The sequence below is a fragment of the Paractinoplanes polyasparticus genome, from assembly GCF_019710575.1.
Classification (GTDB): Bacteria; Actinomycetota; Actinomycetes; order Mycobacteriales; family Micromonosporaceae; genus Actinoplanes; species Actinoplanes polyasparticus.
The window spans coordinates 27376-53361 of the sequence record NZ_JAHWFK010000012.1; the positions used below are offsets into that span (position 1 = coordinate 27376).

Here is a 25986-nt window from a genome sequence, read left to right on the forward strand (position 1 = left end):
GACTGCGGCGGCTGCGACGACTGAGGCGGCGGGCGACTGCGGCGGCGACGGCGACTGCGGCGGCGACGACGACTGCTGGAACGACGGCGACTGCGGCGGCGACGACGACTGCTGGAACGACGGCGACTGCGGCGACGACGACTGCCGGAAAGACGGCGACTGCGGCGGCGACTGCGGCGGTTGGAAACGCCGGCGGCCCGCCGGCGGAGTTTGTCCGCCGGCGGGCCGCCGTTGAAGGGTTGGTCAGACTGCTCCGGGAGCTCCGTGGCAGCGCTTGTACTTCTTGCCGGAGCCGCAGTAGCACGGGGCGTTGCGGGACGGGCCGTTCGACTCGGCGGCCGGCTGGGACTGGCGGCGGCCGGTGGTGTGGGCCGGGCCGGCCGGAAGCGGGGAGCCGCCGGGGCCGATGCCCAGCGCGGGCGCCTGCTGTTGCTGCTGCGCCGGCTGGATCACCGGGGAGCCCTCGCCGGCCTCACCGTCGATGGCGGGCGCGGTGTATTGCAGGTTCTGTGGGCGACGGCTGCCGCCCAGGCCCTTGGCCCGCACCTCGATACGGTCGGAGTCGGTCGTGTTCTCGCCGGCCTCGGTCAGCACGCCGGCGGCCGGCAGGGGCACCGCCTTGCTGGGGTCGACGGTCACCGTGGGCTGCTCCTCGACCTGGACCTCCAGGTTGAACAGGAACCCGACCGCCTCCTCCTTGATGCCCTCCATCATCTGGTTGAACATGTCGAAGCCCTCGCGCTGGTATTCGACCACCGGGTCGCGCTGGGCGTACGCCCGCAGGTTGATGCCTTCCTGCAGGTAGTCCATCTCGTAGAGGTGCTCGCGCCACTTGCGGTCGATGACGCTGAGCAGCACCTGACGCTCGAGCTCGCGCAGAGCCTCCGGCCCGAGCTCTTCCTCGCGCGTCCGGTAGGCCGCCAGCGCGTCCTCCCTCAGCTGCGCCGAGAGGAACTCCTGGTCGACCGCCTGACGGTCGCCGCCCGACTCCTCGATCAGGTCGTCGATGGTGATCGAGACGGGGTAGAGCCGCTTCAGGTTCGCCCAGAGCTGGTCGAGGTCCCAGTCCTCGGCGTAGCCGTCGGTGGTCGCGGCGACCACGAAGTCGTGGACCACGTCGTCGATCATGTGCTCGACCTGGTCGTGCATGTCCTCGCCGTCGAGCACGCGCTTGCGCTCGGCGTAGATGACCTGGCGCTGCTTGTTGAGCACCTCGTCGTACTTGAGGACGTTCTTGCGGATCTCGGCGTTCTGGCCCTCGATCTGGGTCTGGGCCGACCGGATCTGCCGGGTCACCATCTTGGACTCGATGGGCACGTCGTCGGGGATGTTGAACCGCTCCATGACGGCCTCGACGGCGCCCGCGCGGAACCGCTTCATCAGGTCGTCCTGCAGCGACAGGTAGAACCGGGACTCGCCCGGGTCGCCCTGCCGGCCGGAACGACCGCGGAGCTGGTTGTCGATCCGCCTCGAGTCGTGCCGCTCGGTGCCGAGCACGTAGAGACCACCGGCCGCCGTGACGTCGGACGCCTCCTCCTCGCAGGCTTCCTTCCACACCGGCAGGACCTCTTCGAGCGCCTTCGCGTACTCGTCGGGGTTCTCGACCGGGTCGAGGCCACGCTGGTGCAGCTCGTTGGCCGCGAGGAACTCGGGGTTGCCGCCGAGCAGGATGTCGGTGCCGCGGCCGGCCATGTTGGTGGCCACCGTGACGCCGCCCTTGCGGCCGGCCTGCGCGATGATCGTCGCTTCCTGGGCGTGGAACTTCGCGTTCAGCACGCTGTGCGGGATGCCGCGGCGGCGCAGCAACGTCGAGAGGATCTCGGAGTTCTCGACCGAGACCGTGCCGACGAGGACGGGCTGGCCGGTGGCGTGCCGCTCGGCGATGTCCTCGATGACGGCCTCGAACTTGGCCTTCTCGGTCTTGTAGATGACGTCGGGGTGGTCGATGCGGATCATCGGCCGGTGGGTCGGGATGGACACGACGCCGACCTTGTAGACGCTGTTAAACTCGCCGGCTTCGGTCTGCGCCGTACCGGTCATGCCCCCGAGCTTGTCGTAGAGCCGGAAGTAGTTCTGGAGCGTGATGGTGGCCAGGGTCTGGTTCTCCTGCTTGACCTCGACGCCCTCTTTGGCCTCGATGGCCTGGTGCATGCCCTCGTTGTAGCGACGGCCGTGCAGGATGCGACCCGTGAACTCGTCGACGATGAGGACCTCGCCGTTGTCGTCGACGATGTAGTCCTTGTCGCGCTTGTAGAGCTCCTTGGCCTTGATGGCGTTGTTCAGGTAGCCGACCAGCGGGGTGTTCACCGACTCGTAGAGGTTGTCGATGCCGAGCCGGTCCTCGACCTTGGCCACGCCGCGCTCGGTGATCGCGATGGTGCGCTTGGCCTCGTCGACGTCGTAGTCGGCCTCGCCCTCCTTGCCGCGCTGGAGGCGGCCGACCAGCGCGGCGAACTCGCCGTACCAGCGGGCCGAGTGCTCGGCCGGGCCGGAGATGATCAGCGGGGTGCGGGCCTCGTCGATCAGGATCGAGTCGACCTCGTCGACGATCGCGAAGTTGTGGCCGCGCTGCACCAGCTCGTCCTTCGACCACGCCATGTTGTCGCGCAGGTAGTCGAAGCCGAACTCGTTGTTGGTGCCGTACGTGATGTCGCACATGTACGCGGCGCGGTGCTCGGCGGCGGGCCGGTTGGGCAGGATCACGCCGACGGTGAGGCCGAGGAACACGTGCACCCGGCCGACCCACTCGGCGTCGCGCTGGGCGAGGTAGTCGTTGACCGTGATGATGTGCACGCCCTTGCCGCTCAACGCGTTGAGGTAGGCCGGGAACACGCCGGTCAGGGTCTTGCCCTCACCGGTCTTCATCTCGGGGATGTTGCCGAAGTGCAAGGCGGCGCCACCCATCAGCTGGACGTCGTACGCCCGCTGGCCGAGAACGCGCTTGGCACCCTCGCGAGCGACGGCGAACGCCTCCGGCAACAGCGAGTCCAGCGACTCGCCGTCGGCGACCCTCTCCTGGAACTGCTGGGTGCACTCGCGCAACTCGTCATCGGTGAGGTCGACGTAGTCGTCCTCGATCGAGTTGACCGCGTCTGCGATCGCCTTGAGCCGGCGCACCATGCGGCCTTCGCCGGCACGTAGGACCTTTTCCAAAATCGACACGGGTCAGCGCTCCCCTAGACAGTCTGCCGAACCATCGTAGGCACCCCTCGGCCGGAGCTGTGACCCGAGCCTCGGGTTAACCGCACAAACGGTGGGAAACTTCGCATCAAGTTCGCTCAGAGCGGAGCCATTCCGGCAGGATAGGCCGGGAGAACGAGAGAGGGCGAGACCATAGCGAAGATCAACGGCACCGGCGTGCGCCTTCGGGCGTTTCGCGCCGACGACGCCGACGCGCTGGCCGCCGCATTCGACGACCCGCTCTCGCGGCGCTTCCTGCCGCCACTGCCGTCGCCGTACACGGTCGCGCATGCCGAGCGCTACCTCGCCGAGCACGTCGTGGCCACCTCGGCCGAGGGCGGCGCGCTCTACGCCATCGCCGATCCGGAGACCGACGAGCTGCTCGGCGGCATCGGCGTCGACAAGGTGGTGCCGATCCGCCGGCAGGCCGAGGTCGGCTACTGGGTGGGACCGTGGGCGCGGCAGCGCGGCGTGGCCACGGCGGCGCTGCGGGCGCTGAGCACGCATGCGCTGGGCCACGGCTTGGAGCGGCTCGAGCTGCTCACCCACCTGGACAACCCGGTCAGCCAGCGGGTCGCCATGGCCGCCGCCTTCCGGCGCGAGGGGCTGCGCCGCGGCGCTCAGCCCGGCCGCGACGGCGCCCGGGACGACATGGTGGTCTTCGCCCGCCTCGCCGGCGACCCGGAGACGCCCGAGCCGCGGCTGCTGCCGGATCTGCCCGGCGGTGAGCTCTCCGACGGCGTGGTGCGCCTGCGGCCGCTCGGGCCGGGCGACTACGACTTCCTCACCGAACTGCTCAATCTGCCCGAGGTGATCGCGACGAGCGTGCCGCCGGACCCGCCGACTGCGGAGCGGATCCGCCGGCGGTGCGACCGGGCCGAGACACAGTGGCTCGGCGGCACACGCGCCGACCTGGTGATCGAGGACGCGGTCACGGGCGAGCCGGTCGGCGACATCGGGCTCTTCTACGACGACCCGTTCACGCAGCAGGCCATGATCGGCTACAGCATGCTCCCGGCGTACCGCGGACGAGGTTTTCCGACCCGGGCCGCCCAGCTGCTGTCGCTGTGGGTCTTCGCCGAGACCGACGTGGTGCGGCTGATCGCCGGCGCGGCGCCGGACAACGTGGCCTCGCAGCGCGTGCTCGAGAAGGCGAGATTCCACCGGGAGGCTTACTTACGGGCGCGGCTGCCCGGCCCGGCCGGGAAGCGGGCCGACGACGTGCAGTACGTCCTCCTCGCCGAGGACCTCCTGGACTGAAGGCCCCCGGCTGATTCGGGTGACTAGCCCGTGGTTCCGAGCGACAGGATGCCGTAGTCGTAGCCACGCCGGCGGTAGACGACGCTGGGGCGACCGCTGTCCTTGTCGAGGAACAGGTAGAAGTCGTGGCCGACGAGCTCCATCTGGAAGAGGGCGTCGTCGACGGTCATGGGATCAGCGGGATGTTCCTTCTCCCGCACGATGCGCCACGGCAGGTCCTCGTCGTGTTCCGCGAGGGCGGTGGCGACCGTTGAGGTCTCCTCGGCCGTTTGGGCCAGGCTCAGATCGGTGGGCAGACCGGCGGTGGCCGCTGCGACCGAGAGGGGCGCGTGACGCCCTCGGTGCACCCGGCGGCGGTCGGCGGAACGCCGCAGCCGGCCGTCGAGTTTGGTGATGGCGCAGTCCAGGGCTGCGTAGAAGTCCTTCGCGCAGGCCTCGGCTCGAATGACCGGGCCTTTCGTCACGACGGTGATCTCAACTCGCTGGCAGTTGTCGGACTGGCGCGGATTGCGCTCGTGAAACAGTTCGACGTCGGCCCGGATCAGCTTCTGGTCGTAACGCTCGACCTTGCTCAGCTTGTCGGCGACGTGTTCCCGATAGTGGTCGGGAACCTCTACGTTGCGGCCCTTGACGACAATGTCCACTCGTGACCTCCCCCAACGTTTCTGTCTTGCAGGCGCCCGATCGACGGGGTGCCGGGGGCGCCGAACTGCGACGCGGTGGTGATGATGCCGTGGTGATGATGCGGCGGTGAATTCTGCGCGGTGACGCCGTGGTCGGCCTGATGGTCAACTCACCGTGCGTGACCAATCGCGAAGGGGACGACTCCTTTCCGGTGCGGCGGATCGCGGACGCGCTGCGCCTGGAGGATGGAGCGGGTCGAGACGGATCTCATACCCTCGTCACCAAGACGCTAACGTGCCGATGCTCCCGCGTCACCCCTCGTTCGGGATACCAGATGCCCGAGGTTCACCTTTTCTGTGCCGTCAGGCGGGAAACCGCCGAAACCGGAAGTAGACGTTCCGCGGAGTTGTGTCGCGGCCAACACCGCAGCCCCATCGACCTGCATCTTTGCCTCCTCGAGCCGACGCGTCACCGCGGCCAGCGTGGCTCCGGTGGTGACGATGTCATCGACTACCACCAGCGTGCCTTTCCGGGGCGCGGTGCGCCGCGGAACGCCGATTCGGGCCCGCCGAATTCGCAGCGAATCCTCAGCTGCGGCGCGCCGACCAGCCACGCTCAGTGACGTAGAGTCGGGACGAGGTAACGCTTCGAGCTGAGGACTGATATCAGCCTCCCAACCGGCGGCGCGTAACCGCCGCACGGTGTGTGCGGCCAGACGCAACATGTGATCGCCGTGCCTCTCGCGCGCCGCGGCGGCCGTCGACGGCACGGGCACGAGTGTCACCGGCCGGTTCCTGGGCGCGAGCCGGGTCACCGCCACGGCCAGCAGGCTGCCGAGTGGCTGGGCGAGCCGATGCCGGCCCTTCTCCTTGTAGGCCAGCAGCGCGCCGCGCATCGGGCCCTCGTACGCCCCCACCGCCACACAGGCGGGCAGTCCGGACGACGCCGGCTCCGGCGCCCGCCGGAAGGGCCGCAACGCCTCGAGCCCGGCGGCACAGGCCGCGCACACGCCGTACCGCAGGGGCACCCGCTCGGCCGCACAGCCGGCGCACGGGGCCGGCAGCACGAGATCGGCTAGATCGCCCAGCAGGCCGGCCATGCGCACGTCCGGCTCAGTCGAGGAAGAACGGGGCGGTCGGGACGGCGTCGGACTGGGGTGGCACCGGCGGGCCGGCCAGACGCGACGAGGTGATGCGGTCCGGTGCGCTCAGCACATCCCAGGCCTCGCCGCCCGCCACGTACGACTCCGACGAGGAACGCTCGGTGCCGTTCACCGGATTGGAGGGGTACGCCGACAGGAACGTCACCCGCTCGGCGCCGATGTCGTCGAGCCGGACCGTGGAGAGCGCCCCGTCGACGGTCACGTCGAGCACCGCATAGCGGTTGTCGCGCCGGGCGCCGGCGACCACCAGGTAGTCCTCGCTGCTCCAGGCGACCGCGGTCACGACCCTGAGGGTGGGCGGCAGAACCTGTTCGGGCAGGCCCAGCGTGATGCCGTCGCCGCTGGTGTTGAGCGCCGCGCGATAGAGCCGCCCGCCGCTGACCACGGCCAGCCGGTGCCCGTCGGGCGCCACCGAGAGCGCGGTGACCGGGCCGGGATCGCCCTGCCACTCCACCCGCTGGGCCCGCGAGCCGGCGCCGCCGAACGCGTAGACGTGGCCGTTCATCGTGATCAGCCCGATCGTCCGGGTGGCCTCGCCACCGGCGGGCAGCTGGGCCCAGACCGGGGTGCCGAGCCGGCCGGAGAGCCCGACCACCTCGGTGATGTCGGCCTGCTCACCCAGCGGGGCGTCGGCCACCCGCAGCCTTCGCTGCCCCTCGGGGCCGGTCACCACGGCGATGTAGGCCCGGGTCGGCGACGCGCTGATCGCGGCCGAGGCGATGTCGCGGTTGGCCGCCGGCTTGATCACCGGCACGTCCTCGTCGGCCCGCGGCGAGCCCTTCAGCCGCCGGATGCCGCCGCCCAGGATCGCGAACCGCTCCGGGTCCTCGTCGAGACGGTACGCCCGGTTGCTCTCAAAGAATTCACCATCGGTGACGGGCACCGGCTCGTTGCGGCCGATGGCGATCGAGATCGTGCGCGGCACCGGCTGCATCGACCACTGCAACTGGCGGCGCAGCCGGTCGAGGGCCTCCGGGTCGGCGCCCTGCGGGACGGCCTTGTCGTTGAGCCTGATCTCCAGCGTGTCGTTGGTGATCGCCGGGACGTTGTCGGCGGCCTGGGTGCCCGTGGGCAGACTGTTGACGGCGTCGCTGAGCCAGGGCGCGGGCGAGCCGGTGAGCCAGCCGAGGATAGTGGTGGGCTGCTGCACGGTGGGCACGCTGCGCGGCATATAGCGCAGGTCGGGCACGAGCGCGGTGTTCTCGTTGTTCCACCAGTAGATCGTGCGGCGCTGGTAGAACAGGTTGAGCGTCTCGTCGGTCATCAGCATGGCCTGCGGAGCGTTCAGCACGAACAGCCCGTCCTCGCCCGCGATCTCGCCGATGCGCAGCTTGTACTGGGTGGGGGACGACGTGGTGTCGGCCGGCTGGAGCACGCCGTTGGCCCGTAGCGTGCCGACGACCTGCACGATGAACGTGATCTCGGAGTCGCCCGGCGAGTAGAGCGGTCGTTCCGTCTCGCGGATGACCTTGATGTCGTTGCCGGTCGGGAACCGGTTGGCCAGTTCGGGGGCCTGGAACGCCTTGACCCGGTTGAGCGCCGTCTCCGGGTCGCCGGCCGCCGCCTCCAGGTAGTTGTCGGCGAACTCTTCCAGGTCGGTGGTGTCCTGACGGGCGTACTGGACAGGCGGGCTGCCGTCGTCGTCGACCGACACGCCGCTGGGCGGGCCGTCGCCGAGGATCGTCACATCGCTCTCGGCCGGGATGCCGCAGCCACCGGCCAGCATCGTGGCCACCACCGCGACCGTGCAGAGCAGGCGCCTCATCAGACCACCTCCGCCTTCACTTCCTCGGCCGCCGCCTCTTCCGGCGCCGGCAGCGCCGAGGCCCGGTCGCGCGGGATCAACGGGAGCGGCGCGGCCAGCAGCCTGTCGCCGGAACGCACCGGCAGGGTGAGCCGGAACTGGGCGCCCTCGCCGGGCGCGCCCCAGGCCTCGAGCCAGCCGCCGTGCAGACGCGCGTCCTCGGCGCTGATCGACAGGCCGAGGCCGGTGCCGCCGGTCTGCCGCGCCCGGGACGGGTCGGCCCGCCAGAACCGGTTGAAGACCAGGCGTTCCTCGCCCGGCTTGAGACCGATGCCGTGGTCGCGCACGGTGACCGCCACCGCCGCGTCGTCGCTGGCCAGGGTGACCTGCACCGGCTTGGCCTCGCCGTGCTCGACCGCGTTGCCGACCAGGTTGCGCAGCACCCGCTCGACCCGGCGGGGATCGACCTCGGCGATGACCGGCGTGTCGGGCAGGCGCAGCTCGATCTCGACCCCCACCCGCTCGGCCAGGCCGGTCAGCCGGTCGGCGACCCGCTCGACGATCGGCACCAGGTCGGTGTGCTCGGCGTCGAGGGCGGCGAACCCGGCGTCGAAGCGGCTGATCTCGAGCAGGTCGGTCAGCAGGCTTTCGAACCGGTCGAGTTCGGCCTGGAGCAGCTCGGCGCTGCGGGCCACCGCCGGGTCGAACTCGTCGCGCTCGGAGAAGATCAGGTCGGCCGCCATGCGGACGGTGGTCAGGGGCGTACGCAACTCGTGGGACACGTCGGAGGTGAACCGGCGCTGGAGGCGGGACAGCTCTTCCAGCCGCACGATCTGGCGCTGGAGGTTGGCCGCCATCTGGTTGAAGGACGCCGCGAGCAGGGCCAGATCGTCCTCGCCGTCGACCTTCATACGCTGGTCGAGCAGGCCGGCGCTGAGCCGCTGGGCCGTGCGGGCGGCGACCCGGACGGGAGTCACGACCAGCCGGGTCACCAGGCCGGCGATCACCCCGAGCATGATGACCAGGGCCAGACCGGTGGCCAGCACGGTCGTGCGGATCTGGTTGGCCGCGCTGTCCTCAGTGGTCAGCGGCACCATGTAATAGAGCTCGACGTGGCCGAAGCTGGTGGGCACGGGCGAGCCGGTGACCAGGTATTTCGTAGTGTGCCCGTTGACCCGGGCGGTGACGATCTGGTTGGCCACCTTGCCGTCGTCGGAGACCCGGCGCACCAGGTCGGCGGTGATCAGCTCCTCGGTGGGGACGTTGGGCGAGGTGATCGACGGCAGCTCCGGATTCTGGCCGGCCCGCATCGACACCACCGAGCCGCCGGACTCGGCCGGGTCGCCGTCGGCCAGCTGCCCGACGATCGTGGTGAAGGTGTACGGCAGCCGCGGATCGCGCGCCTGCGGGTGCACGGTGAGCTGCTGTTCCGCGTACCCGACCTTGTTGCGCATCGAGACCTGGACCTCGTCCTGGGCCCGGCTGAGCAGGATCTTGGCGCTGCGGTCGGCGATGAACCAGCCGAACGCGGCGACCAGCAGACTGGACGCGACCAGGGTGAGCGTGACGACCCGCAGCTGCAGCGAGCGGCGCCAGGCGCGGTGGGCCGGGGACGCCCAGACCGAGAACCGGCGCACGAGGACACGCCAGTAACGCCGCACCACCCGCAGGATGCGGCGGACCGGAAGCGGAAGCCAGGCCGGAGCGCGCACGCGGCAAGGTTAGCCGCTCGCGCTGCTTATCCGGTGCCGGCCTTGTACCCGACCCCCCGGACGGTCAGGATGATCTCCGGTCGTTCCGGATCCGGCTCGATCTTGGCGCGCAGCCGCTGCACGTGGACGTTGACCAACCGGGTGTCGGCGGCGTGCCGGTAACCCCACACCTGCTCGAGCAGCACCTCGCGGGTGAAGACCTGACGTGGCTTGCGGGCCAGGGCCACCAGCAGGTCGAACTCGAGCGGGGTGAGCTTGACCTCCTCGCTGTCGCGGGCGACGGTGTGCGCCGGCACGTCGATGGTGATCTGGTTGCCGGGCGGGCCGATGGTCAGCATCTCGGGCGCCGCGTCCTCGCCCCGCCGCAGCCGGGCGCGCATGCGGGCCACCAGCTCCTTGGGCTTGAACGGCTTGACCACGTAGTCGTCGGCGCCCGACTCGAGGCCGAGGACCACGTCGACCGTGTCGCTCTTGGCGGTCAGCATGACGATCGGAATGCCGGACTCGGCGCGGATCGCCCGGGCCACGTCGATCCCGCTCATGCCGGGCAGCATCAGGTCGAGCAGCACGATGTCGGGCCGATTTTCCCGGAAGGCGGCCAGAGCGCGTTCCCCGTCGGCCACGAAGGAAGGCAGGAAGCCCTCGCTCCGCAGGACGATGCCGAGCATCTCGGCCAGCGCTGGATCGTCATCGACGACGAGTACCCGGGCTCTCATGCGGTCCAATATTGCACTGTCCTCCCGAACCCCACGTACCCCGGGGGCGATCTTGCGTAAAACAAGTCTCAGCTTAAGGGACCGGAAGTCGGGATACATGCGGCAGGCCGGACTAAAAGGGCGGCCCCGGCAGGAGGCCGCCCTTCATGGTCAGGCGCGGGGCCGGTCGAACTCCCCGTCCCGCACGCCGGCGATGAACCCGGCCCAATTGGTGTCGCCGAACGCGAGCACCGGGCCGGCGACGTCCTTCGAGTCGCGCATCAGCACGGTCGACGGAACGGTCGCGACCTCGACGCAGTGGCCGGCGGCTCCGCTTCGAGTGCTCTTGCGCCAGGTGAGAGTGGCGTCCTGCATCGTGGGTCCCCTTCCAGGAGGTTGTGCGCCTCCATTTCAGCTCACGATGCGGTCTGAAGGCGGAGCGCTTCCTCCCTTTCAGCGATGGCCGTTCGGCTCATCTCTGCCGACATCGCGCGTTCCCGCAGGTCGGAGAGGGCATCGCGGTAGACGTCGACATCGGCCGGCTTCACCCGGAAGAGACCGCCCGTGAGGCCCTCGCTGTGCACGACCGAGGCCCGCGTGCCCGCCTCGAACTCGAGAACCATGAACGGCTCGGTCATGCCCGCGTGGGCGCCGGCGGTGAACGGGAGCACCAGGAGCTCGACGCCGGGGCGCTCGCTCGCCTCGATCAGCCGGGCCAGCTGGCGGCGCAGCACCTCGGGGCCGCCGACCTCGCGGTGGAGCACGGCCTCGTCGAGAACGATGCGCAGGACCGGGGTGGGGTCGCGGGTCAGCACGGCCTGGCGGGCCATGCGCAGCGCGAGGCGGCGCTGGATGGTCTCGGCGGCGCCGACATCGGCCCCGACCTCGATCACGGCGCGCGCGTACTCGTCGGTCTGGAGCAGGCCGGGGACGACCTGCGGCTCCCACTCGCTGATGAGCACGGCCTCGGCCTCGAGGGCGACATATTCGTCGTACGGGTCGGGGACCGAGGACCGGTAGGGCGCCCACCAGGCGCGGGCGCGGCCCCGGCGGGCCAGCTCACGGAGGCGGTCACGGTCTTCCACGCGTACGCCGTACGAGGTGAGAAGACGGTCGAGGTCGGGCTCCGTGATGCCGGTGTGCGCCGTCTCGATGCGGCTCAGCTTCGACTCGGACCAGCCCAGCGCGGTGGCGACATCGGCCGCCCGGCGGTCGGCACGAAGACGGCGCAGCTCGTTCCCGAGCTCGCGTCGTGCGGTCGACGTCGCCCTAGCCACGAGAACACCATAACGGTGCACCCGTCGCTGTCTGCAACTTGCACCCCACCCTATGCACTTGCATGCAGGTCAGACATCGTGCCGTAATGGAAACGGACCACGGGCTCGGGGTGGCGGCAAACACCACCGACCCGGAAACGGGGCCCGCCCGCATCTCTGCGGACGGGCCCCGGCCCATGCTTGACCCACCCTGGCGGAACATAGCGAACGGGACGGCGGGCCTGGACCCACCGCCCCGTTCATCCCCCCGGTTTGGTACCGCGCGCGTCCGTGGGACCCCCCGATCACCAATGACGCTGCGTGTTTATAGATTCACACTCCGCACACATGCCTGTCAAGCAAATCCGGAAATTTCCTATTTTGAAGGGGTTCACGCGTAGCCAGCCGGTGCGCAGAAGCGGGGAGCGGGATCAGGCGGGGACGGCAGCCACGAAGGCCTGGCCGGTGCCGGCCACCTTGATGGCGCCGGCGCCGGCCGAGGCGTAGGCGGCCGTGCCGGGCGTCAGCTCGACCGGGGTGCCGTCCACGCTCTCCCCCACGAAGACGTCCCCCGCCGTGGCCAGGATGATGCGCGGGCCCGTGGCGGGCACCTCGACGGGCGGACGGGCGCCGTCGAGCTCGACCCGCAGCAGCTGGAAGTCGGGAATCGGCACCGGCCAGGCGGAGACGCCCGGGGCGACCTCGGTGCTGCGCAGGATCGGGTCGTCGAGGACCTCGAAGCGCAGCACATTGAGCAGCTCGTCCACGTCGACCCGCTTGGGCGTCAGGCCCCCGCGCAGCACGTTGTCGCTGGCCGCCATCAGCTCGACGCCGGCGCCCCGCAGGTAGGCGTGCAGGTTGCCGGCGGGCATCCAGATCGCCTCGCCCGGAGCCAGGCGCACGTGGTTGAGCAGCAGCGCCACCAGCACGCCGGGGTCGCCCGGATAGTGCTGAGCCAGATCGGCCGCCAGCGCCAGCGAGGCCGCCTGCGGGTGGTGGCTGCCGGCTCGCTGGGCTGCCGCCGCGACCACGCCGCCCAGCTGGTCACGGCCGTCCGCGGGCCACGTCAGCAGGCTCCGCACGGCGGTGCGCAGATCTCCGCCACGCAGCGCCTCGACCACCGGGGCCAGCGACGCGAGGCCGAACGCGTCCAGCGCCTCGGCCGCGACGGCGGGCTCACGGAAGCCGCACAGCGCCTCGAACGGTGTGATCGCCACCAGCATCTCGGGCTTGTGGTTGGCGTCGGTGTAGTTCCTGGGCAAGCTGGAATCGGCCTCCTGCCGGGCGTACGCCTGCTTCGCGTACTCCAGGTCGGGGTGCGCCTGCAGCGACAGCGGCGCCGCCGCCGCCAGTACCTTGAGCAGGAAGGGCAGGCGCGGCCCGAACGCCTCGAGCACCGGCTCGCCCAGCTGGCCCTTGGGGTCGCCCGCGATGAGCGCCTCCAGGCTGACGGGCCCGTCCTTGGCGGCGACTGTGGCCGGGTCGCCCGGGTGGGCGCCCAGCCACAGTTCAGCCTCCGGCTCGTCGGTGGGGGCGGGCCGGCCCTGAAGCTCGGCGATGAGGGTGCGGGAGCCCCAGGCGTACGGGCGGACGACCCCGGTCAGCGGAAGAACGCTCATGGTCGTGAAACTACCCGGGCGTGACCGTCGACTCTGCCGGACGGTAGATGTCCGGCTCGATGTAGATCACCCGGGCGATCGGCACCGCCTCGCGGATGCGGATCTCGGTCTCGTCGATGTGGCGGGCCACCTCGTCGGCCCGCTCCGAACCCGGCACGGCGATCTTGACGGCGACCAGGAGCTCCTCCGGCCCCAGGTGCAGCGTCTTCATGTGGATGATCCGCTCGATGCCCTCGCCGGCCAGCACGGCCGCTTCGATGCGCCGGGTGGCCTCGGGGTCGGCGCCCTCGCCCAGCAGCAGGCTCTTCGTCTCGACAGCCAGGATCGCCGCGATGCCGACCAGCAGCAGGCCGATGGCCGCGGTGCCCACGCCGTCCCAGACGCCGTTCCCGGTGATCAGGGTCAGCGCCACACCGAAGAACGCGAAGATCAGGCCGAGCAGCGCGCCCGAGTCCTCGAGCAGCACCACCGGCAGTTCGGGCGCCTTGGCCCGGCGCACGAAGTCGACCCAGGACGTGTTGCCCCGGGTGCGGTTGGACTCTCTGATCGCCGTCCGGAACGAATAGGTCTCGAGTCCGATCGCGAACAGCAGCACGACGATCGGCACCCACTGCCAGCTCTCGATGGGATGCGGCTCACTGATCTTGTGCCACGCCTCGTAGAGCGCGAACAGACCACCCAGGCTGAACAGCACGATCGAGACGATGAACGCGTAGATGTAGCGCTCGCGCCCGTATCCGAACGGGTGTTCCGGGGTGGCCTGCTTCTTCGCCCGCTTGCCCCCGAGCAGCAGCAGAAGCTGGTTGCCGGAGTCTGCGACCGAGTGGATCGACTCCGCCAGCATGGACGACGAGCTGGTCAGCAACCAGGCCACGAACTTGGTGGCGGCGATGCCCAGGTTCGCGACGAGCGCCGCCACGATCGCCTTGGTCCCACCTTCAGCGCTCATACCCCTACCCCGCAGTGACGTCCGCCGGAAGCGGTCACTGCATTCCCTCGGGCAACGGGTTTGAAAGCTCTTTCATCTCACTGATTGCCGGCACAGCCATCGGGTCGAGCCCGTGCGCGAGGGCCAGATAGAGCGAGGCGAAGTCGGGCACCGCGGTGAGCGAGGCGAGCCGCTCGATCGCGGAGCCACCCTCGGCGGTGAGCACGTCGCAGCGCACGCCCCGGCGCTCGGCCAGCGTCTGTACCGCGTCGGCCCGGCGTTCCTCGACGGCGACCGGCTCGTCCGCGTCCTCCTCGGGGTTGAGCCCGCCGTCGCGGAACAGCACGAGACGCAGACGGGTCGCGTCGGTCTCTTCCGTGTCGGAGTCGGCGAAGATGTCGCGGGACGACTCGGCGAGCCCGCCGAACACGCCGTCGAGCAGGCCCACCCGGCCCCGGCCGGCCTCGCCCAGCGCGCCCGCCATCACCGGATAGCGGGCGTTCGCGGCGAGCGTGTCGGCGAAGCGACGGGCGGCCACGGTGGCCAGCGGGGAGGAACCCCAGACGATCGGGATCGAGCCGGCCAGACCCAGCGCCAGCGCCTTGGCCGGGTTGACGAACGAGTCGGCGCCGGGACGGCAGCGCTCGGCGTCGGCGTCGAGCCGGGTCGCGGTCTCGGCCAGGTCGGCCTCGTTGACCTTGACCAGGCCGATCGCGCGGGCGGCGAGCAGCACCGGCACGGCGAGCCCCCACAGGCTTGCCCGGGCGGGTGCGCGGCGGGGAACCGCGAAGAACGGCGCGCGGGCCCGAGCGGCCATCGCCTCGAGCTCGGAATCGGGGTTGCCCACGGCGACCAGGCGGGCGCCGCGACGGGCTGCCGCCTCGGCCGCGGCCAGGGCTTCGGGACTGCGGCCGGAGGCGGAGACAGCGATGACCACGTCGGCCGCCCCGACCCAGCCGGGCAGGCCGGGGCTGCGGTGGCCGATGATCGGCACCGGGCAGCGCGGGCCGGCCACAGTCGACAGGATGCTGCCGGTGAGGCCGGCCGTGCCGATGCCGGCGACGACAACGGCGCGGGGCCGGCCCTCGTCAGCCAGCATGCTGAGGTCGGTCTCGGCGGCCAGCGCGGCCGCCTCGCGTACCTGGGCGCCGGCCGACGCCGTGGCCCGCAGCATGCCGCCCGGGTCGTTGGCCAGCATCGACTTCTCGTCGTCGAGCAGGGACTCGTCGGCGTGCCGGTGCCCGGCGACGCCGGCCGTGCCACCCTCGAGCGGGCCCGCCATCAGGCCACCCCGCCCGGGCCGGAGCCGTCGCCGGGCCGGCGCGCTTCGTCGAGCAACAGCACCGGGATGTCGTCGCGGATGTCGAAGATGCGCCCACACTCGGTGCAGGTGAGGGTCTGCGCGTCGGCGTCGTGGGTGAGCGGCGCGTGATGCGTGTCCGGACAGGCCAGAATGTCCAACAGCTGGGGATCGAGGGCCACCGCGCGGCTCCTTCTAGATATGCGGGCGTTACTGCGACCTGATCCTAACTACGGACGATGGCGAGCACTTCGTCGCGCAGGGATGCCATGCGGTCGGGCTTGGGGGCCTCGACGTTGAGCCGCAGTAACGGCTCGGTGTTGGACGCGCGCAGGTTGAACCAGGCGCCGTCGGGCAGCTGCACGGTGAGACCGTCGAGCTCGTCGAAGCCGGCCCCCGCGAAGTGGGCCCGCACCTCGGCGGTCTTGGCGGCGGCGTCGGCCACCGTGGAGTTGATCTCGCCGGAGGCGCTGTAGCGCTCGTACTCGGCGGCGAACTCGGACAACGGCCTGTCCTGGCCGCCGAGCGCGGCGAGCACGTGCATCGCCGCGAGCATGCCGGTGTCGGCGAACCAGAAGTCCCGGAAGTAGTAGTGCGCCGAGTGCTCGCCGCCGAAGACCGCGTTCGACCGGGCCATCTCGGCCTTGATGAACGAGTGGCCGACCCGGCTGCGCACCGGCGTGCCGCCCGCCTCGGTGATGATCTCGGGCACCGCGTGCGAGGTGATCAGGTTGTGGATGACCGTGCTGCCGGGGAACTTGGCCAGCTCGCGCCGGGCGACGAGGGCGGTGATCGCTGAGGGCGAGACCGGGTCGCCCTTCTCGTCGATGATGAAGCAGCGGTCGGCGTCGCCGTCGAACGCGACGCCGATGTCGGCGCCCTGCTCGCGGATGGCGTTCTGCAGGTCGACCACGTTCTTGGGGTCGAGCGGGTTGGCCTCGTGGTTGGGGAACGAGCCGTCGAGCTCGAAGTACATCGGCACGATTTCGAGCGGCAGTGCGGGCAGCACCTGGTCGCCCAGCACGGCGGGGACGGTGTAGCCGCCCATGCCGTTGCCCGCGTCGACGATGACCTTGAGCGGCCGGATGCCGGACAGGTCGACCAGCGAGCGCAGATGGGCCGCGTAGGCGCCGAGCAGGTCGCGCGTCTCGAGCCGGGACGGGCCGTCGGCCTCGGCGTTCAGGTCTTTGAGCAGGGCCTCGGCGCGCTGCCGGACGACCGCGAGGCCGCTGTCCTGGCCGACCGGCTTGGCACCGGCGCGGCACAGCTTGATGCCGTTGTATTGAGCCGGGTTGTGGCTGGCGGTGAACATGGCGCCGGGCAGGCCCAGCGAGCCGGACGCGTAGTAGAGCTCGTCGGTCGAGGCCAGGCCGATGGAGACGACCGCGGCGCCGGCGGCGTTGGCGCCCCGGGCGAACGCGGCGGCCAGGCCGGGGCCGGATTCCCGCATGTCGTGCGCGGTCACGATCTCGTCGGCGTTGTCGCCCGACTCGCGCAACATCTCGACGAACGCGGTGCCGAGAGCCCGGGCAACCGCCTCGTCGAACTGGTCCGGGACGACTCCCCGAACGTCGTACGCCTTGACGATCTTGGACAGATCAGACACTGCTCCCCCTCGAGCCCGTCGCCGGTGACCCGCCGAGATTACCGGAGGCAGGAGAACGGCATATCAGCAACGATGCAGCGTCAGCCGAACAAAGCTTGTCGTCGAGCGTGATGGGGGTCACGATGGGGGTCTGGAGGTGCCTCCGTGCCCAACCCGTGGCTCGCCCTCGACGCCGGCGCCGACCCCGTCGAGCGCATGCGGCAGGTCGGACGCGCCCACGAGCTGTTCCTGGCCGGGCAGAAACAGGACGGCCCGGCCATGCGGTCGGTGGTCGCGGAATCATGGCGGCGCTCGGCGGTCGCGCTGCCCGGGCCCGACGCCACCGCCCCGATCGAGCTGAGCGACGACGACCTCGAGACCTACCGCGCCGCGCACCCGCTGGCGCGCGTGCTCCCGATCTTCCGCGACCTGCTGGGCGGCCTGGCCGAGGACGGCGAGCACCTGATGGCCGTGTGCGACGCCTACGGCCGGCTGCTGTGGGTCGAGGGAACGGCGAAGGTGCTGCGGGCCGGCGAACGCATGAACTTCGTGCCGGGCGCCCGCTGGGACGAGGCCCACGCCGGCACCAACGCGCCGGGCACGGCCCTGGCCGTCGACCATCCTCTGCAGATCTTCGCGACCGAGCACTTCAGCCGGGGTGTGCAGCGCTGGACCTGCGCCGCCGCGCCGATCCACGACCCGGGCACCGGCCGGCTGCTCGGCGCCATCGACGTCACCGGCGGCGACCACCTGGCCAACCCGCACAGCCTGGCCCTCGTCCGCGCCACCGCGCTGGCCGCCGAGGCCTACCTACGCGGCCATCTCAGCGCGCCGGCGACCGCGGGCTCGGTGGTCGCGCTCGGGCGCAACGAGGCGTTGCTGACCTTCGAGGGCCGGCAGTGGCGCCTGGGCCGCCGCCACTCCGAGCTGCTGGTGATGCTGCTGGCCCACCCCGAGGGCAGCACGGGCGACGAGCTGGCGTTCGGGGTCTACGGCGACGACGCGAGCCCGGTGACCGTACGCGCGGAGTTGTCGCGTCTGCGCCGGGCGCTGGGCCCCGAGCTGATGGAGTCCCGGCCCTACCGGCTGCGGGCCGAGGTCGAAGCGGATTTCCGTACGGTCACCGCGCTGCTCGAGCACGGCCGGGTGGCGGACGCGCTGGAGGCGTACGCGGGACCGCTTCTGCCCAGCTCCGACGCCCCGGGCGTGGCGCGCCTGCGCCGCCTGGTCGACGACCGCCTCCGCTCCGCGCTGCTGGCCGCCCGTGACCGCACCCTGCTCCAGACCTGGCTGCACTCCCCGTGGGGCGCCGACGACCTGGAAGTCTGGGAGGCGTACGCACGCCTGCTCCCCCCGACCGCCCCAGCCCGCCCCATGGCGCTGACCCGCGTCCGCGAGCTTCACATTGAATTCGGACTGGGCCCGCCGGTGTCGGGGGCGCCGAAGATGGCGAGGCGAAGCTGAGGGCATTTTCGGCGCCCCCGACACCGGCCTCGTGGGGGCCCAGCCCTCGCGAGCCGGAGGCGAAGCCGGGTGCACAGTTTGCAACGTCGTTGCAACGTGGTCGTAACTAACGTCCTCCGTACCCAGAGGTACGGAGGCTGCCATGACCGTGTATTCCCCGCCCGGATCCGACGGCGCGATCGTCAACTATGAGTCCCGGTACGACCACTTCATCGGCGGCGAGTACGTGCCGCCGGCCAAGGGGCAGTATTTCGCCAACCCCAGCCCCGTGACCGGCCAGGACTTCTGCGAGGTGGCTCGGGGCACGGCCGAGGACGTCGAGAAGGCGCTGGACGCCGCGCACGGCGCCGCCGACGCGTGGGGCCGCACCTCCACCGCCGAGCGGGCGAACATCCTCAACAAGATCGCCGACCGCATGGAGCAGAACCTGGAGAAGCTCGCGGTCGCCGAGTGCTGGGAGAACGGCAAGCCGGTGCGCGAGACCCTGGCCGCTGACATCCCGCTGGCGATCGACCACTTCCGCTACTTCGCCGGCGCCATCCGGGCCCAGGAGGGCACGGCGGGCGAGATCGACGACGACACGGTCGCCTACCACTTCCACGAGCCGCTCGGCGTCGTCGCCCAGATCATCCCGTGGAACTTCCCGATCCTGATGGCGGTCTGGAAGCTCGCCCCCGCGCTGGCCGCCGGCAACGCGGTCGTGCTCAAGCCGGCCGAGCAGACGCCCGCCTCGATCCACTACTGGCTGTCGCTCGTGGCCGACCTGCTGCCGCCGGGCGTGCTCAACATCGTCAACGGGTTCGGCGTCGAGGCCGGCAAGCCGCTCGCCTCGTCCAACCGGGTCGCCAAGGTCGCCTTCACCGGTGAGACCACCACCGGCCGGCTGATCATGCAGTACGCCTCCGAGAACCTGATCCCGGTCACCCTCGAGCTGGGCGGCAAGAGCCCGAACATCTTCTTCGACGACGTCAGCCGGCTCGACGACGACTTCTATGACAAGTCGCTCGAGGGCTTCTCGATGTTCGCGCTCAACCAGGGCGAGGTCTGCACCTGCCCGTCGCGCGCGCTCATCCAGCAGGGCATCTACAGCGACTTCCTGGCCGCGGGCGTGAAGCGGGTCGAGAACCTCAAGCAGGGCAACCCGCTCGACACCGACACCCAGGTCGGCGCGCAGGCGTCCAACGACCAGCTCGAGAAGATTCTGTCGTACTTCGACATCGGCCGGCAGGAGGGCGCCAAGGTGCTCACCGGCGGCGCCCGGGCCGACCTCGGCGGCAGCCTGTCCGGCGGCTACTACGTGCAGCCGACGATCTTCGAGGGCAACAACGCCATGCGGATCTTCCAGGAGGAGATCTTCGGGCCGGTCGTGTCGGTGACCTCGTTCGCCGACTACGCCGACGCCATCAAGATCGCCAACGACACGCTGTACGGGCTGGGCGCCGGCGTGTGGACCCGGGACATCAACACCGCGTACCGGGCCGGTCGCGCGATCAAGGCGGGCCGGGTCTGGACGAACTCGTACCACCTCTACCCGGCGCACGCCGCGTTCGGTGGTTACAAGCAGTCCGGCATCGGCCGCGAGAACCACAAGATGATGCTCGACCACTACCAGCAGACCAAGAACCTGCTCGTCTCGTACAGCCCCAAGGCGATGGGCTTCTTCTAGGCCATGGCCACGCGCGTAGACGTGACTCCCGCGGCTGCCGACATGATGCGGCAGCTGCGGGGGCAGCACGGTCCACTGATGTTCCACCAGTCCGGCGGGTGCTGCGACGGCAGCTCCCCGATGTGCTATCTGGAGGGCGAGTTCCGCACCGGCCAGTCCGATGTGCTGCTCGAGTCCCTGAAGATCGACGGGGTCGACGAGCCGATCACGTTCTGGATGTCGGGCTCGCAGTTCGAGCTGTGGAAGCACACCCACCTGACGGTGGACGTGGTCCCCGGAAGGGGTTCCGGCTTCTCGCTGGAAGCCCCCGAGGGCGTGCGTTTTCTCATCCGTTCGCGCCTGCTCACCGAGCAGGAACTGATCGAACTCTCCTGAAAAGGGGGATTTCCCGGTCTTTGATCTCGGCCACAGACTGATCCGTGCACCGCCGTCGTCCCGTATCAATGAGGGGCGGCGGCGGTTCGCCGTCACTCAGCGCGGCCCTGTCGCCGGCCCGAGACCGTGTTGCCTACCCCGAGGACCCCGTGCCCACCCCCCTCCTTCGCCTCCTCCGCTTTCTGACCGCTCTCGACCAGCGGGCCATCACCTGGGCCCTCGGTCGTGTCTCCCCCGACCGTGCCGAATCGCTGCGAAGCGCGGCGATCCGGGGGTTCCGGACGGCAATGTCGGGAGCCGGTCGGTCCAGGGAGGGTTTGATGCGATTGTCGCGGGCCAAGAAGGCGGTCCTGCTCGGCGTGGTGCTGATCGCCGTCGGCCTGACCGGGCGCGCGTCGGCGGAGTCCGCTCAGGACAGCGTCGGCACGCTCACCGCTTCGTCAGTCGCGCCCTCGTCGCCGGCCGCCAAGCCGAAGCCGACGGTGAAGCCGACGGCCCGGGCGATCAAGAACCCGCGCTTCGGCGGTCCCGCCGGCAGCCACATGCTGACCGGCTCCAAGGGTGTCGCCCTCACCTTCGACGACGGTCCCGACCCGAACGAGACGCCCAAGCTGCTGGCCCTGCTGGCCAAGCACCACGTGAAGGCGACGTTCTGCCTGGTCGGCGTGCAGGTCGAGCGGCACCCCGGGATCGTTCGTCAGATCGTGGCCCGGGGTCACACGCTGTGCAACCACACCTGGAACCACAGCCTGAAGATCGGCAAGGACCCGGCGTCCAAGATCCAGGCCGACCTGGGGCGCACCAACGCCGCGATCCACCGGGCCGCGCCCGGCGCGAAGATCAAATACTTCCGGGCGCCCGGTGGCAACTTCACGCCGCGACTGGTCTCGACGGCCAGGCAGCTGGGGATGACCTCGATCTACTGGCGGGTCGACCCGCGCGACTGGAGCCACCGCAAGGGCGAGACCAGCGCCGCGCACCAGGCCAAGGTGGTCAGGCAGATCGAGAAGCACTGCCGGCCGGGCGCCATCGTGCTGTCGCACGACTACGCGCAGCCCGACACCATCGCCGCGTACAGGAAGCTCATTCCGTGGCTCAAGAAACGCTACACGCTGATCGCGTTGCCCTAGCCGGCCTCGGCCTCAGTGGGGCGGGGGGATGACCCTCAAGTGGCCTCTGCGGCCCGTCTGATGGCCCGGGAGTCGCTCTGTCTCGTCGGCCCGCGGGGGTGGCGCGGCCGGGCGGGCCGCCTCACGGACGGCGTCGGCCAGGGCGACCAGGTCGTCGGTGGTGGGCGGGGGCGGGGCGAAATCGCCGTCGTGCCGCACGAGTTCCCAGCCCCGGGGGGCGGTGAGGCTGCGGGCGTGCGGCTCGCAGAGGTCGTACGTGTGGGGTTCGGCGAAGGCTGCCAGGGGGCCGACAACCGCCGTGGAGTCGCTGTAGACGTAGGTCAGCGTGGCGACAGCCTGTCGGGGACAGCCGTTCCGGGAGCAACGCCGTGGTGACCTCACGGCGGCACGTTATCGCTCCGGCGGCCCGCACGGGCGCGGAAACCCCGCGACACGCCGACCCACGATGCATCACGATTCGGTCATGCCCACCCGACACGCGGCACCCGATGGGGCGAATTACCGCCGTATCGCCCCGAAGGGGCGAATCAACACGGCCGAAACACGTCTGACAACGTGTCACACCGTCGGAGGACTAGAGTTGCGGCGTGACCACCAGTCCCGAACGCCGCCGCACCGACCCGCGACCGGCGCGTAAGGCCGGCCCGGGGCATCCGGCCCGTCGCGACCGGCACGGCCGGGGCCTGCGGGGCCGGCTCGTCCCGGCCACAGTCCCCTTGGCCCGCACCAAGGCCGAAATCTTCGACGACTTGGTGCTCGACACGGTCGAGGGGCTCGAACGGCGCTACGCGAAAGAACTGGCCGGCGTCGAGTTCGCCGTCGAGGACGTGCCGCCCGACCTCAACGTCTACGACTCCGACGTGCTCGAGGACGGCGAGGTGCCACTGGCCCGCCTGCTTCCCGGCCGCCCCGGCCGGCAAGAGCTCCCCCCGCGGATCGTGCTCTACCGGCGGCCGCTGGAATTCCGGGCGATGGACCGCGAGGACCTCGCCGACCTCGTCCACGATGTGATCATCGAGCAGGTAGCCAACCTGCTCGGGGTGGATCCCGACGAACTGTCCTGAGCGCTGAGCGCGATCAGGCCACCCGTCGCTTCAGCTTGCGGCGCTCGCGCTCGGACAGTCCACCCCAGATGCCGAACCGCTCGTCGTGCCCCAGGGCGTACTCGAGGCACTCGGCCTTGACCTCACAGCGGCCGCAGATCCTCTTCGCTTCCCGGGTGGACCCCCCCTTTTCCGGGAAGAAAGCTTCCGGATCGGTCTGCGAACACAGCGCCCGTTCCTGCCACTCGGGCGCGTCCCCGAGCAGGTCGACCCCTTCAACCTGCGCTTCCATCGGCGTGCCTCCCAATTTCCGCGCCGGCAGCAATGCCGGCACTGACCCCCCACGCACGCAGCGTGTTTTTTGCGAGCGAACTTCGCATTTTGTTGCGCTTCAGCTCACAACCCCACCGAAATTACACGCGTGTAAGACGTGCGTCGTCAAGCCGAACCTGATAAATAGGCCCGTTTCCCTCATCGCGCCCGCGGGCGCGACAGGGTCCCGTTCCTGCCCTATCTCTCCGGAGCCCCGGTAGGTAACGCGATCCCGTTCCATCGCGTCCAATTTAACCCGTTTTGTGATCTACCGTCGACCGTAGGTCGTGGTCCGCTCCACCGCCGGGCGACCGGCCGCCGCCGCAAGTTCCTTGAGCTCAGCGACCGTACGAGCCGATCCGTGCTCGGAACCGGCCATGCGGGAGATGGTTTCCTCCATCAGGGTGCCCCCGAGGTCGTTGCAACCCCCGTTGAGCATCACCCGGGTGCCGTCGTCGCCCAATTTCACCCAGGAGCACTGGATGTTGTCGATGCGGCCGTGCAGCAGGATCCGGGCCATCGCGTGGACGACCCGGTTCTCCCGCCAGCTGGGACCGGCCTTGGCCAGGCCGGCCAGATAGATCGGCGCGTTGGTGTGGATGAACGGCAACGCCACGAACTCGGTGAAGCCGCCGGTGACGTCCTGGATGCCGGCCAGCACCCGGAAGTGGCCGAGCCACTGCCGCGGGTGGTCGACGTGCCCGTACATCATGGTCGAACTCGACCGGATCCCGAGCTGGTGGGCGTTGGTCACCACGTCGGCCCAGGCGCTGGTGGGCAGCTTGCCCTTGGTGAGCACCCAGCGCACGTCGTCGTCGAGGATCTCGGCCGCGGTGCCCGGGATCGTGCCCAGGCCGGCCTCCTTGAGCTCGGCCAGCCACTCGCGCACGGGCACGCCGGCCTTCGCCGCGGCGGTGACGATCTCCATCGGGGAGTACGCGTGGACGTGCATGCCGGGAACGCGCTGCTTGACGGCGCGGACCAGGTCGGCGTACGCGGTGACGGGCATCTTGGGGTCGATGCCGCCCTGCATGCAGACCTCGGAGGCGCCGTCCTGCCAGGCCTGTTCGGCCCGGTCGGCGACCTGGTCGACCGAGAGGCGGTAGGCGTCGGCGTCCCGCTCCCGCTGCGCGAACGCGCAGAACCGGCAGCCCACGTAGCAGACGTTGGTGAAGTTGATGTTCCGGTTGACCACGTACGTGATGTCGTCGCCGTTGACCTGCTTGCGGAGGTCGTCGGCGATGCGGGCCAGCTCGTCGAGGGCCTCGCCGTCGGCGTTGAACAACGCCATGGCCGCGTCCTCGTGCTGCTTCTCGAGGAGGGCGGCCGGGTTGTCCGCGGCGAGCTTGAGGCCGTTGAGCACATCCCTGGGCAGACTGGAAGGCGCCTCGGTGGTGATGTGAGCGGCAACCTCGTCCCAGTCGCCGTAGACGTCGTCGAAGTCGGACCGGCGGTCGCCCGAGCGGCCCTCGGTGTCGATCGTCGCGAAGAGATCGGTGCGGCCCGAGGCGTACGCGTCGTCGGGTTCCTGCCAGGGGCGGCCGACCACCTCGGCGTCCTCGCGGGCCAGACCGTCCTCGCCGGACAGCGCGGCCACGTGCGCGGCCAGACGCGGGTCGAGCCAGCCCTCGTTGCCGCGGCGGACGTACTCGGGATAGATCGTCAGGCGTTCGCGCAGCTCGAACCCGGCCGCCGCCGAGTGCTCGCGCAAGGAGTCGATCCGGGGCCACGGGCGCTCGGGGTTGACGTGGTCGGGGGTCACCGGCGAGACGCCGCCCCAGTCGTCGATGCCGGCCCGCAGCAACAGGCCGAACTCGGTGTCGATCAGGTTGGGCGGGGCCTGCAGCCGGCCCCGCGGGCCCATGATGATGCGGCCCACGGCCACCGTGGCGGCCAGCTCGCGCAGCTCGGCGTCGGGCATGCCGCGCATCGCCGTGTCGGGCTTGGCGCGGAAGTTCTGGATGATGATCTCTTGGATGTGGCCGTACTCACGGGCGGCACGGCGCATTGCGAACAGCGCGTCGACCCGCTCGGCCGGGGTCTCGCCGATGCCGATCAGGATGCCGGTGGTGAACGGGACGCCCACCCGGCCGGCGTCGTCGAGCACCCGCAGGCGTACGGCCGGCTCCTTGTCGGGCGAGCCGAAGTGCGGGCCGCCGGGCTCGGACCAGAGCCGGGTCGCCGTGGTCTCGAGCATCATGCCCATGCTGGGGGCGACCGGCTTGAGGCGCTGCAGCTCGGCCCAGCTCATCACGCCGGGGTTGAGGTGTGGCAGCAGGCCGGTCTCTTCCAGCACGGCGATCGCGCAGGCGCGCACGTAGTCGAGGGTCGAATCGTAGCCGCGCTCGTCGAGCCACTGACGGGCCGCGGGCCAGCGTTCCTCGGGGCGGTCACCCAGGGTGAACAGGGCTTCCTTGCAGCCCTGGGCGGCGCCTTGACGGGCGATCTCGAGGACCTCGTCGCGCTCGAGGAAGGCGGCGGGCAGCCGGTGCGGCACGGTGGCGAAGGTGCAGTAGTGGCATCGGTCCTGACACAGGCGCGTCAGGGGGATGAAGACCTTGCGCGAGTACGTGACGACGCCCGGCCGCCCGGCCTCGCGCAGGCCCGCGTCGCGGATACCGCCGGCGATCGCGAGCAGCTCGTCGAACTGCCCGCCGGTCGCGGCCAGCAGGGCAGTCGCCTCGCCGGCGTCCACTGCCTTGCCGTCGGCCGCCCGGCGCAGGGCACGCCGGATGCTCGCTTCCGTGGGCTGACTGTCGACCGTGTTGACCTCTGTCACCCCAGCAGCCTAGGCCGGAATGGCGCGCGTTGCCCCGACCGGGACGGGGTGCGCGCCGTGGTCTATCCCACTGCGCGCACCCCGTCGTCGGTGCTATCGCCTCGGCGCCACGATCCCATCGGCGTCAGAGCCTCGGGTTCATCGGCGTCAGA

General features: G+C 70.5%; 22 protein-coding genes. 6 read left to right on the top strand and 16 right to left on the bottom strand.

Annotated features, from left to right (window positions below; genetic code table 11):
• Positions 1-243 precede the first annotated feature (243 nt).
• A complete protein-coding gene (gene secA, locus KXC43_RS14805; RefSeq protein WP_221376636.1) occupies positions 244-3162 on the bottom strand; it encodes a preprotein translocase subunit SecA in 2919 nt (972 codons plus the stop codon).
• Between the two features lie 195 nt (positions 3163-3357).
• On the opposite strand from secA, the gene KXC43_RS14810 reads away from it, so the two are divergent.
• The gene (locus KXC43_RS14810) at positions 3358-4440 is read left to right on the top strand and encodes a GNAT family N-acetyltransferase (protein WP_308129085.1); all 1083 of its coding nucleotides are present in this window, start codon (positions 3358-3360) and stop codon (positions 4438-4440) included.
• A gap of 23 nt (positions 4441-4463) precedes the next feature.
• On the opposite strand, the gene hpf is transcribed toward KXC43_RS14810, so the two are convergent.
• From hpf to KXC43_RS14870, 12 genes are all read right to left on the bottom strand, one after another.
• The gene (gene hpf / locus KXC43_RS14815; protein WP_221376637.1) at positions 4464-5084 is read right to left on the bottom strand and encodes a ribosome hibernation-promoting factor, HPF/YfiA family; all 621 of its coding nucleotides are present in this window, start codon (positions 5082-5084) and stop codon (positions 4464-4466) included.
• A 269-nt stretch (positions 5085-5353) separates the two neighbouring features.
• Positions 5354-6163 carry a ComF family protein gene (locus KXC43_RS14820; protein ID WP_221376638.1) on the bottom strand — a complete coding sequence of 270 codons (810 nt, stop codon included), beginning with the start codon at positions 6161-6163 and terminating at the stop codon, positions 5354-5356.
• A gap of 13 nt (positions 6164-6176) precedes the next feature.
• On the bottom strand, positions 6177-7991 hold the full coding sequence (locus KXC43_RS14825; RefSeq protein ID WP_221376639.1) for an LpqB family beta-propeller domain-containing protein: 1815 nt from the start codon (positions 7989-7991) through the stop codon (positions 6177-6179).
• Positions 7991-9634, bottom strand: a complete 1644-nt coding sequence (gene mtrB, locus KXC43_RS14830; RefSeq protein WP_221376657.1) for an MtrAB system histidine kinase MtrB — start codon at positions 9632-9634, stop codon at positions 7991-7993. The genes KXC43_RS14825 and mtrB overlap by 1 nt, the downstream gene beginning before the upstream one ends.
• Before the next feature lie 74 nt (positions 9635-9708).
• Complete coding sequence (gene mtrA / locus KXC43_RS14835) at positions 9709-10398, bottom strand: MtrAB system response regulator MtrA (protein ID WP_221376640.1); 690 nt, start codon at positions 10396-10398, stop codon at positions 9709-9711.
• 150 nt (positions 10399-10548) lie between these two features.
• Complete coding sequence (locus KXC43_RS14840) at positions 10549-10752, bottom strand: DUF397 domain-containing protein (RefSeq protein WP_221376641.1); 204 nt, start codon at positions 10750-10752, stop codon at positions 10549-10551.
• 41 nt (positions 10753-10793) lie between these two features.
• Positions 10794-11654 carry a DUF5753 domain-containing protein gene (locus KXC43_RS14845; RefSeq protein WP_221376642.1) on the bottom strand — a complete coding sequence of 287 codons (861 nt, stop codon included), beginning with the start codon at positions 11652-11654 and terminating at the stop codon, positions 10794-10796.
• A gap of 410 nt (positions 11655-12064) precedes the next feature.
• Positions 12065-13252 (bottom strand): mannose-6-phosphate isomerase, class I, encoded by a 1188-nt coding sequence (gene manA / locus KXC43_RS14850; RefSeq protein WP_221376643.1) that lies wholly within the window; start codon positions 13250-13252, stop codon positions 12065-12067.
• Positions 13253-13262: 10 nt separating this feature from the next.
• Positions 13263-14201, bottom strand: a complete 939-nt coding sequence (locus tag KXC43_RS14855; protein ID WP_221376644.1) for a cation diffusion facilitator family transporter — start codon at positions 14199-14201, stop codon at positions 13263-13265.
• Between the two features lie 34 nt (positions 14202-14235).
• Positions 14236-15462 carry an SIS domain-containing protein gene (locus tag KXC43_RS14860; protein WP_221376645.1) on the bottom strand — a complete coding sequence of 409 codons (1227 nt, stop codon included), beginning with the start codon at positions 15460-15462 and terminating at the stop codon, positions 14236-14238.
• Positions 15462-15662, bottom strand: coding sequence for a Trm112 family protein (locus tag KXC43_RS14865; protein WP_221376646.1), 201 nt, complete (start codon positions 15660-15662; stop codon positions 15462-15464). Before KXC43_RS14865 ends, KXC43_RS14860 begins: the two co-directional genes overlap by 1 nt.
• A 44-nt stretch (positions 15663-15706) precedes the next feature.
• Positions 15707-17086, bottom strand: a complete 1380-nt coding sequence (locus tag KXC43_RS14870) for a phosphomannomutase/phosphoglucomutase (protein ID WP_221376647.1) — start codon at positions 17084-17086, stop codon at positions 15707-15709.
• Between the two features lie 144 nt (positions 17087-17230).
• Between KXC43_RS14870 and KXC43_RS14875 the strand changes: the two genes are divergently transcribed.
• The 4 genes from KXC43_RS14875 to KXC43_RS14890 all read left to right on the top strand — a co-directional run bounded on the left by KXC43_RS14875 (position 17231) and on the right by KXC43_RS14890 (position 21700).
• A complete protein-coding gene (locus tag KXC43_RS14875) occupies positions 17231-18529 on the top strand; it encodes a GAF domain-containing protein (protein WP_221376648.1) in 1299 nt (432 codons plus the stop codon).
• 142 nt (positions 18530-18671) lie between these two features.
• Complete coding sequence (gene adh, locus KXC43_RS14880) at positions 18672-20195, top strand: aldehyde dehydrogenase (RefSeq protein ID WP_221376649.1); 1524 nt, start codon at positions 18672-18674, stop codon at positions 20193-20195.
• 3 nt (positions 20196-20198) lie between these two features.
• Positions 20199-20570, top strand: a complete 372-nt coding sequence (locus tag KXC43_RS14885; RefSeq protein WP_221376650.1) for a DUF779 domain-containing protein — start codon at positions 20199-20201, stop codon at positions 20568-20570.
• 320 nt (positions 20571-20890) lie between these two features.
• Positions 20891-21700 carry a polysaccharide deacetylase family protein gene (locus tag KXC43_RS14890; protein WP_221376651.1) on the top strand — a complete coding sequence of 270 codons (810 nt, stop codon included), beginning with the start codon at positions 20891-20893 and terminating at the stop codon, positions 21698-21700.
• Positions 21701-21712: 12 nt separating this feature from the next.
• On the opposite strand, the gene KXC43_RS14895 is transcribed toward KXC43_RS14890, so the two are convergent.
• The gene (locus tag KXC43_RS14895) at positions 21713-22081 is read right to left on the bottom strand and encodes a DUF3499 domain-containing protein (protein ID WP_221376652.1); all 369 of its coding nucleotides are present in this window, start codon (positions 22079-22081) and stop codon (positions 21713-21715) included.
• A 206-nt stretch (positions 22082-22287) separates the two neighbouring features.
• Between KXC43_RS14895 and KXC43_RS14900 the strand changes: the two genes are divergently transcribed.
• Positions 22288-22764 (top strand): metallopeptidase family protein, encoded by a 477-nt coding sequence (locus tag KXC43_RS14900; RefSeq protein WP_438870892.1) that lies wholly within the window; start codon positions 22288-22290, stop codon positions 22762-22764.
• A gap of 13 nt (positions 22765-22777) precedes the next feature.
• On the opposite strand, the gene KXC43_RS14905 is transcribed toward KXC43_RS14900, so the two are convergent.
• Positions 22778-23035, bottom strand: coding sequence for a WhiB family transcriptional regulator (locus KXC43_RS14905; protein ID WP_014688021.1), 258 nt, complete (start codon positions 23033-23035; stop codon positions 22778-22780).
• 288 nt (positions 23036-23323) lie between these two features.
• The gene (locus KXC43_RS14910; protein WP_221376653.1) at positions 23324-25834 is read right to left on the bottom strand and encodes a bifunctional FO biosynthesis protein CofGH; all 2511 of its coding nucleotides are present in this window, start codon (positions 25832-25834) and stop codon (positions 23324-23326) included.
• Between the last annotated feature and the right edge of the window lie 152 nt (positions 25835-25986).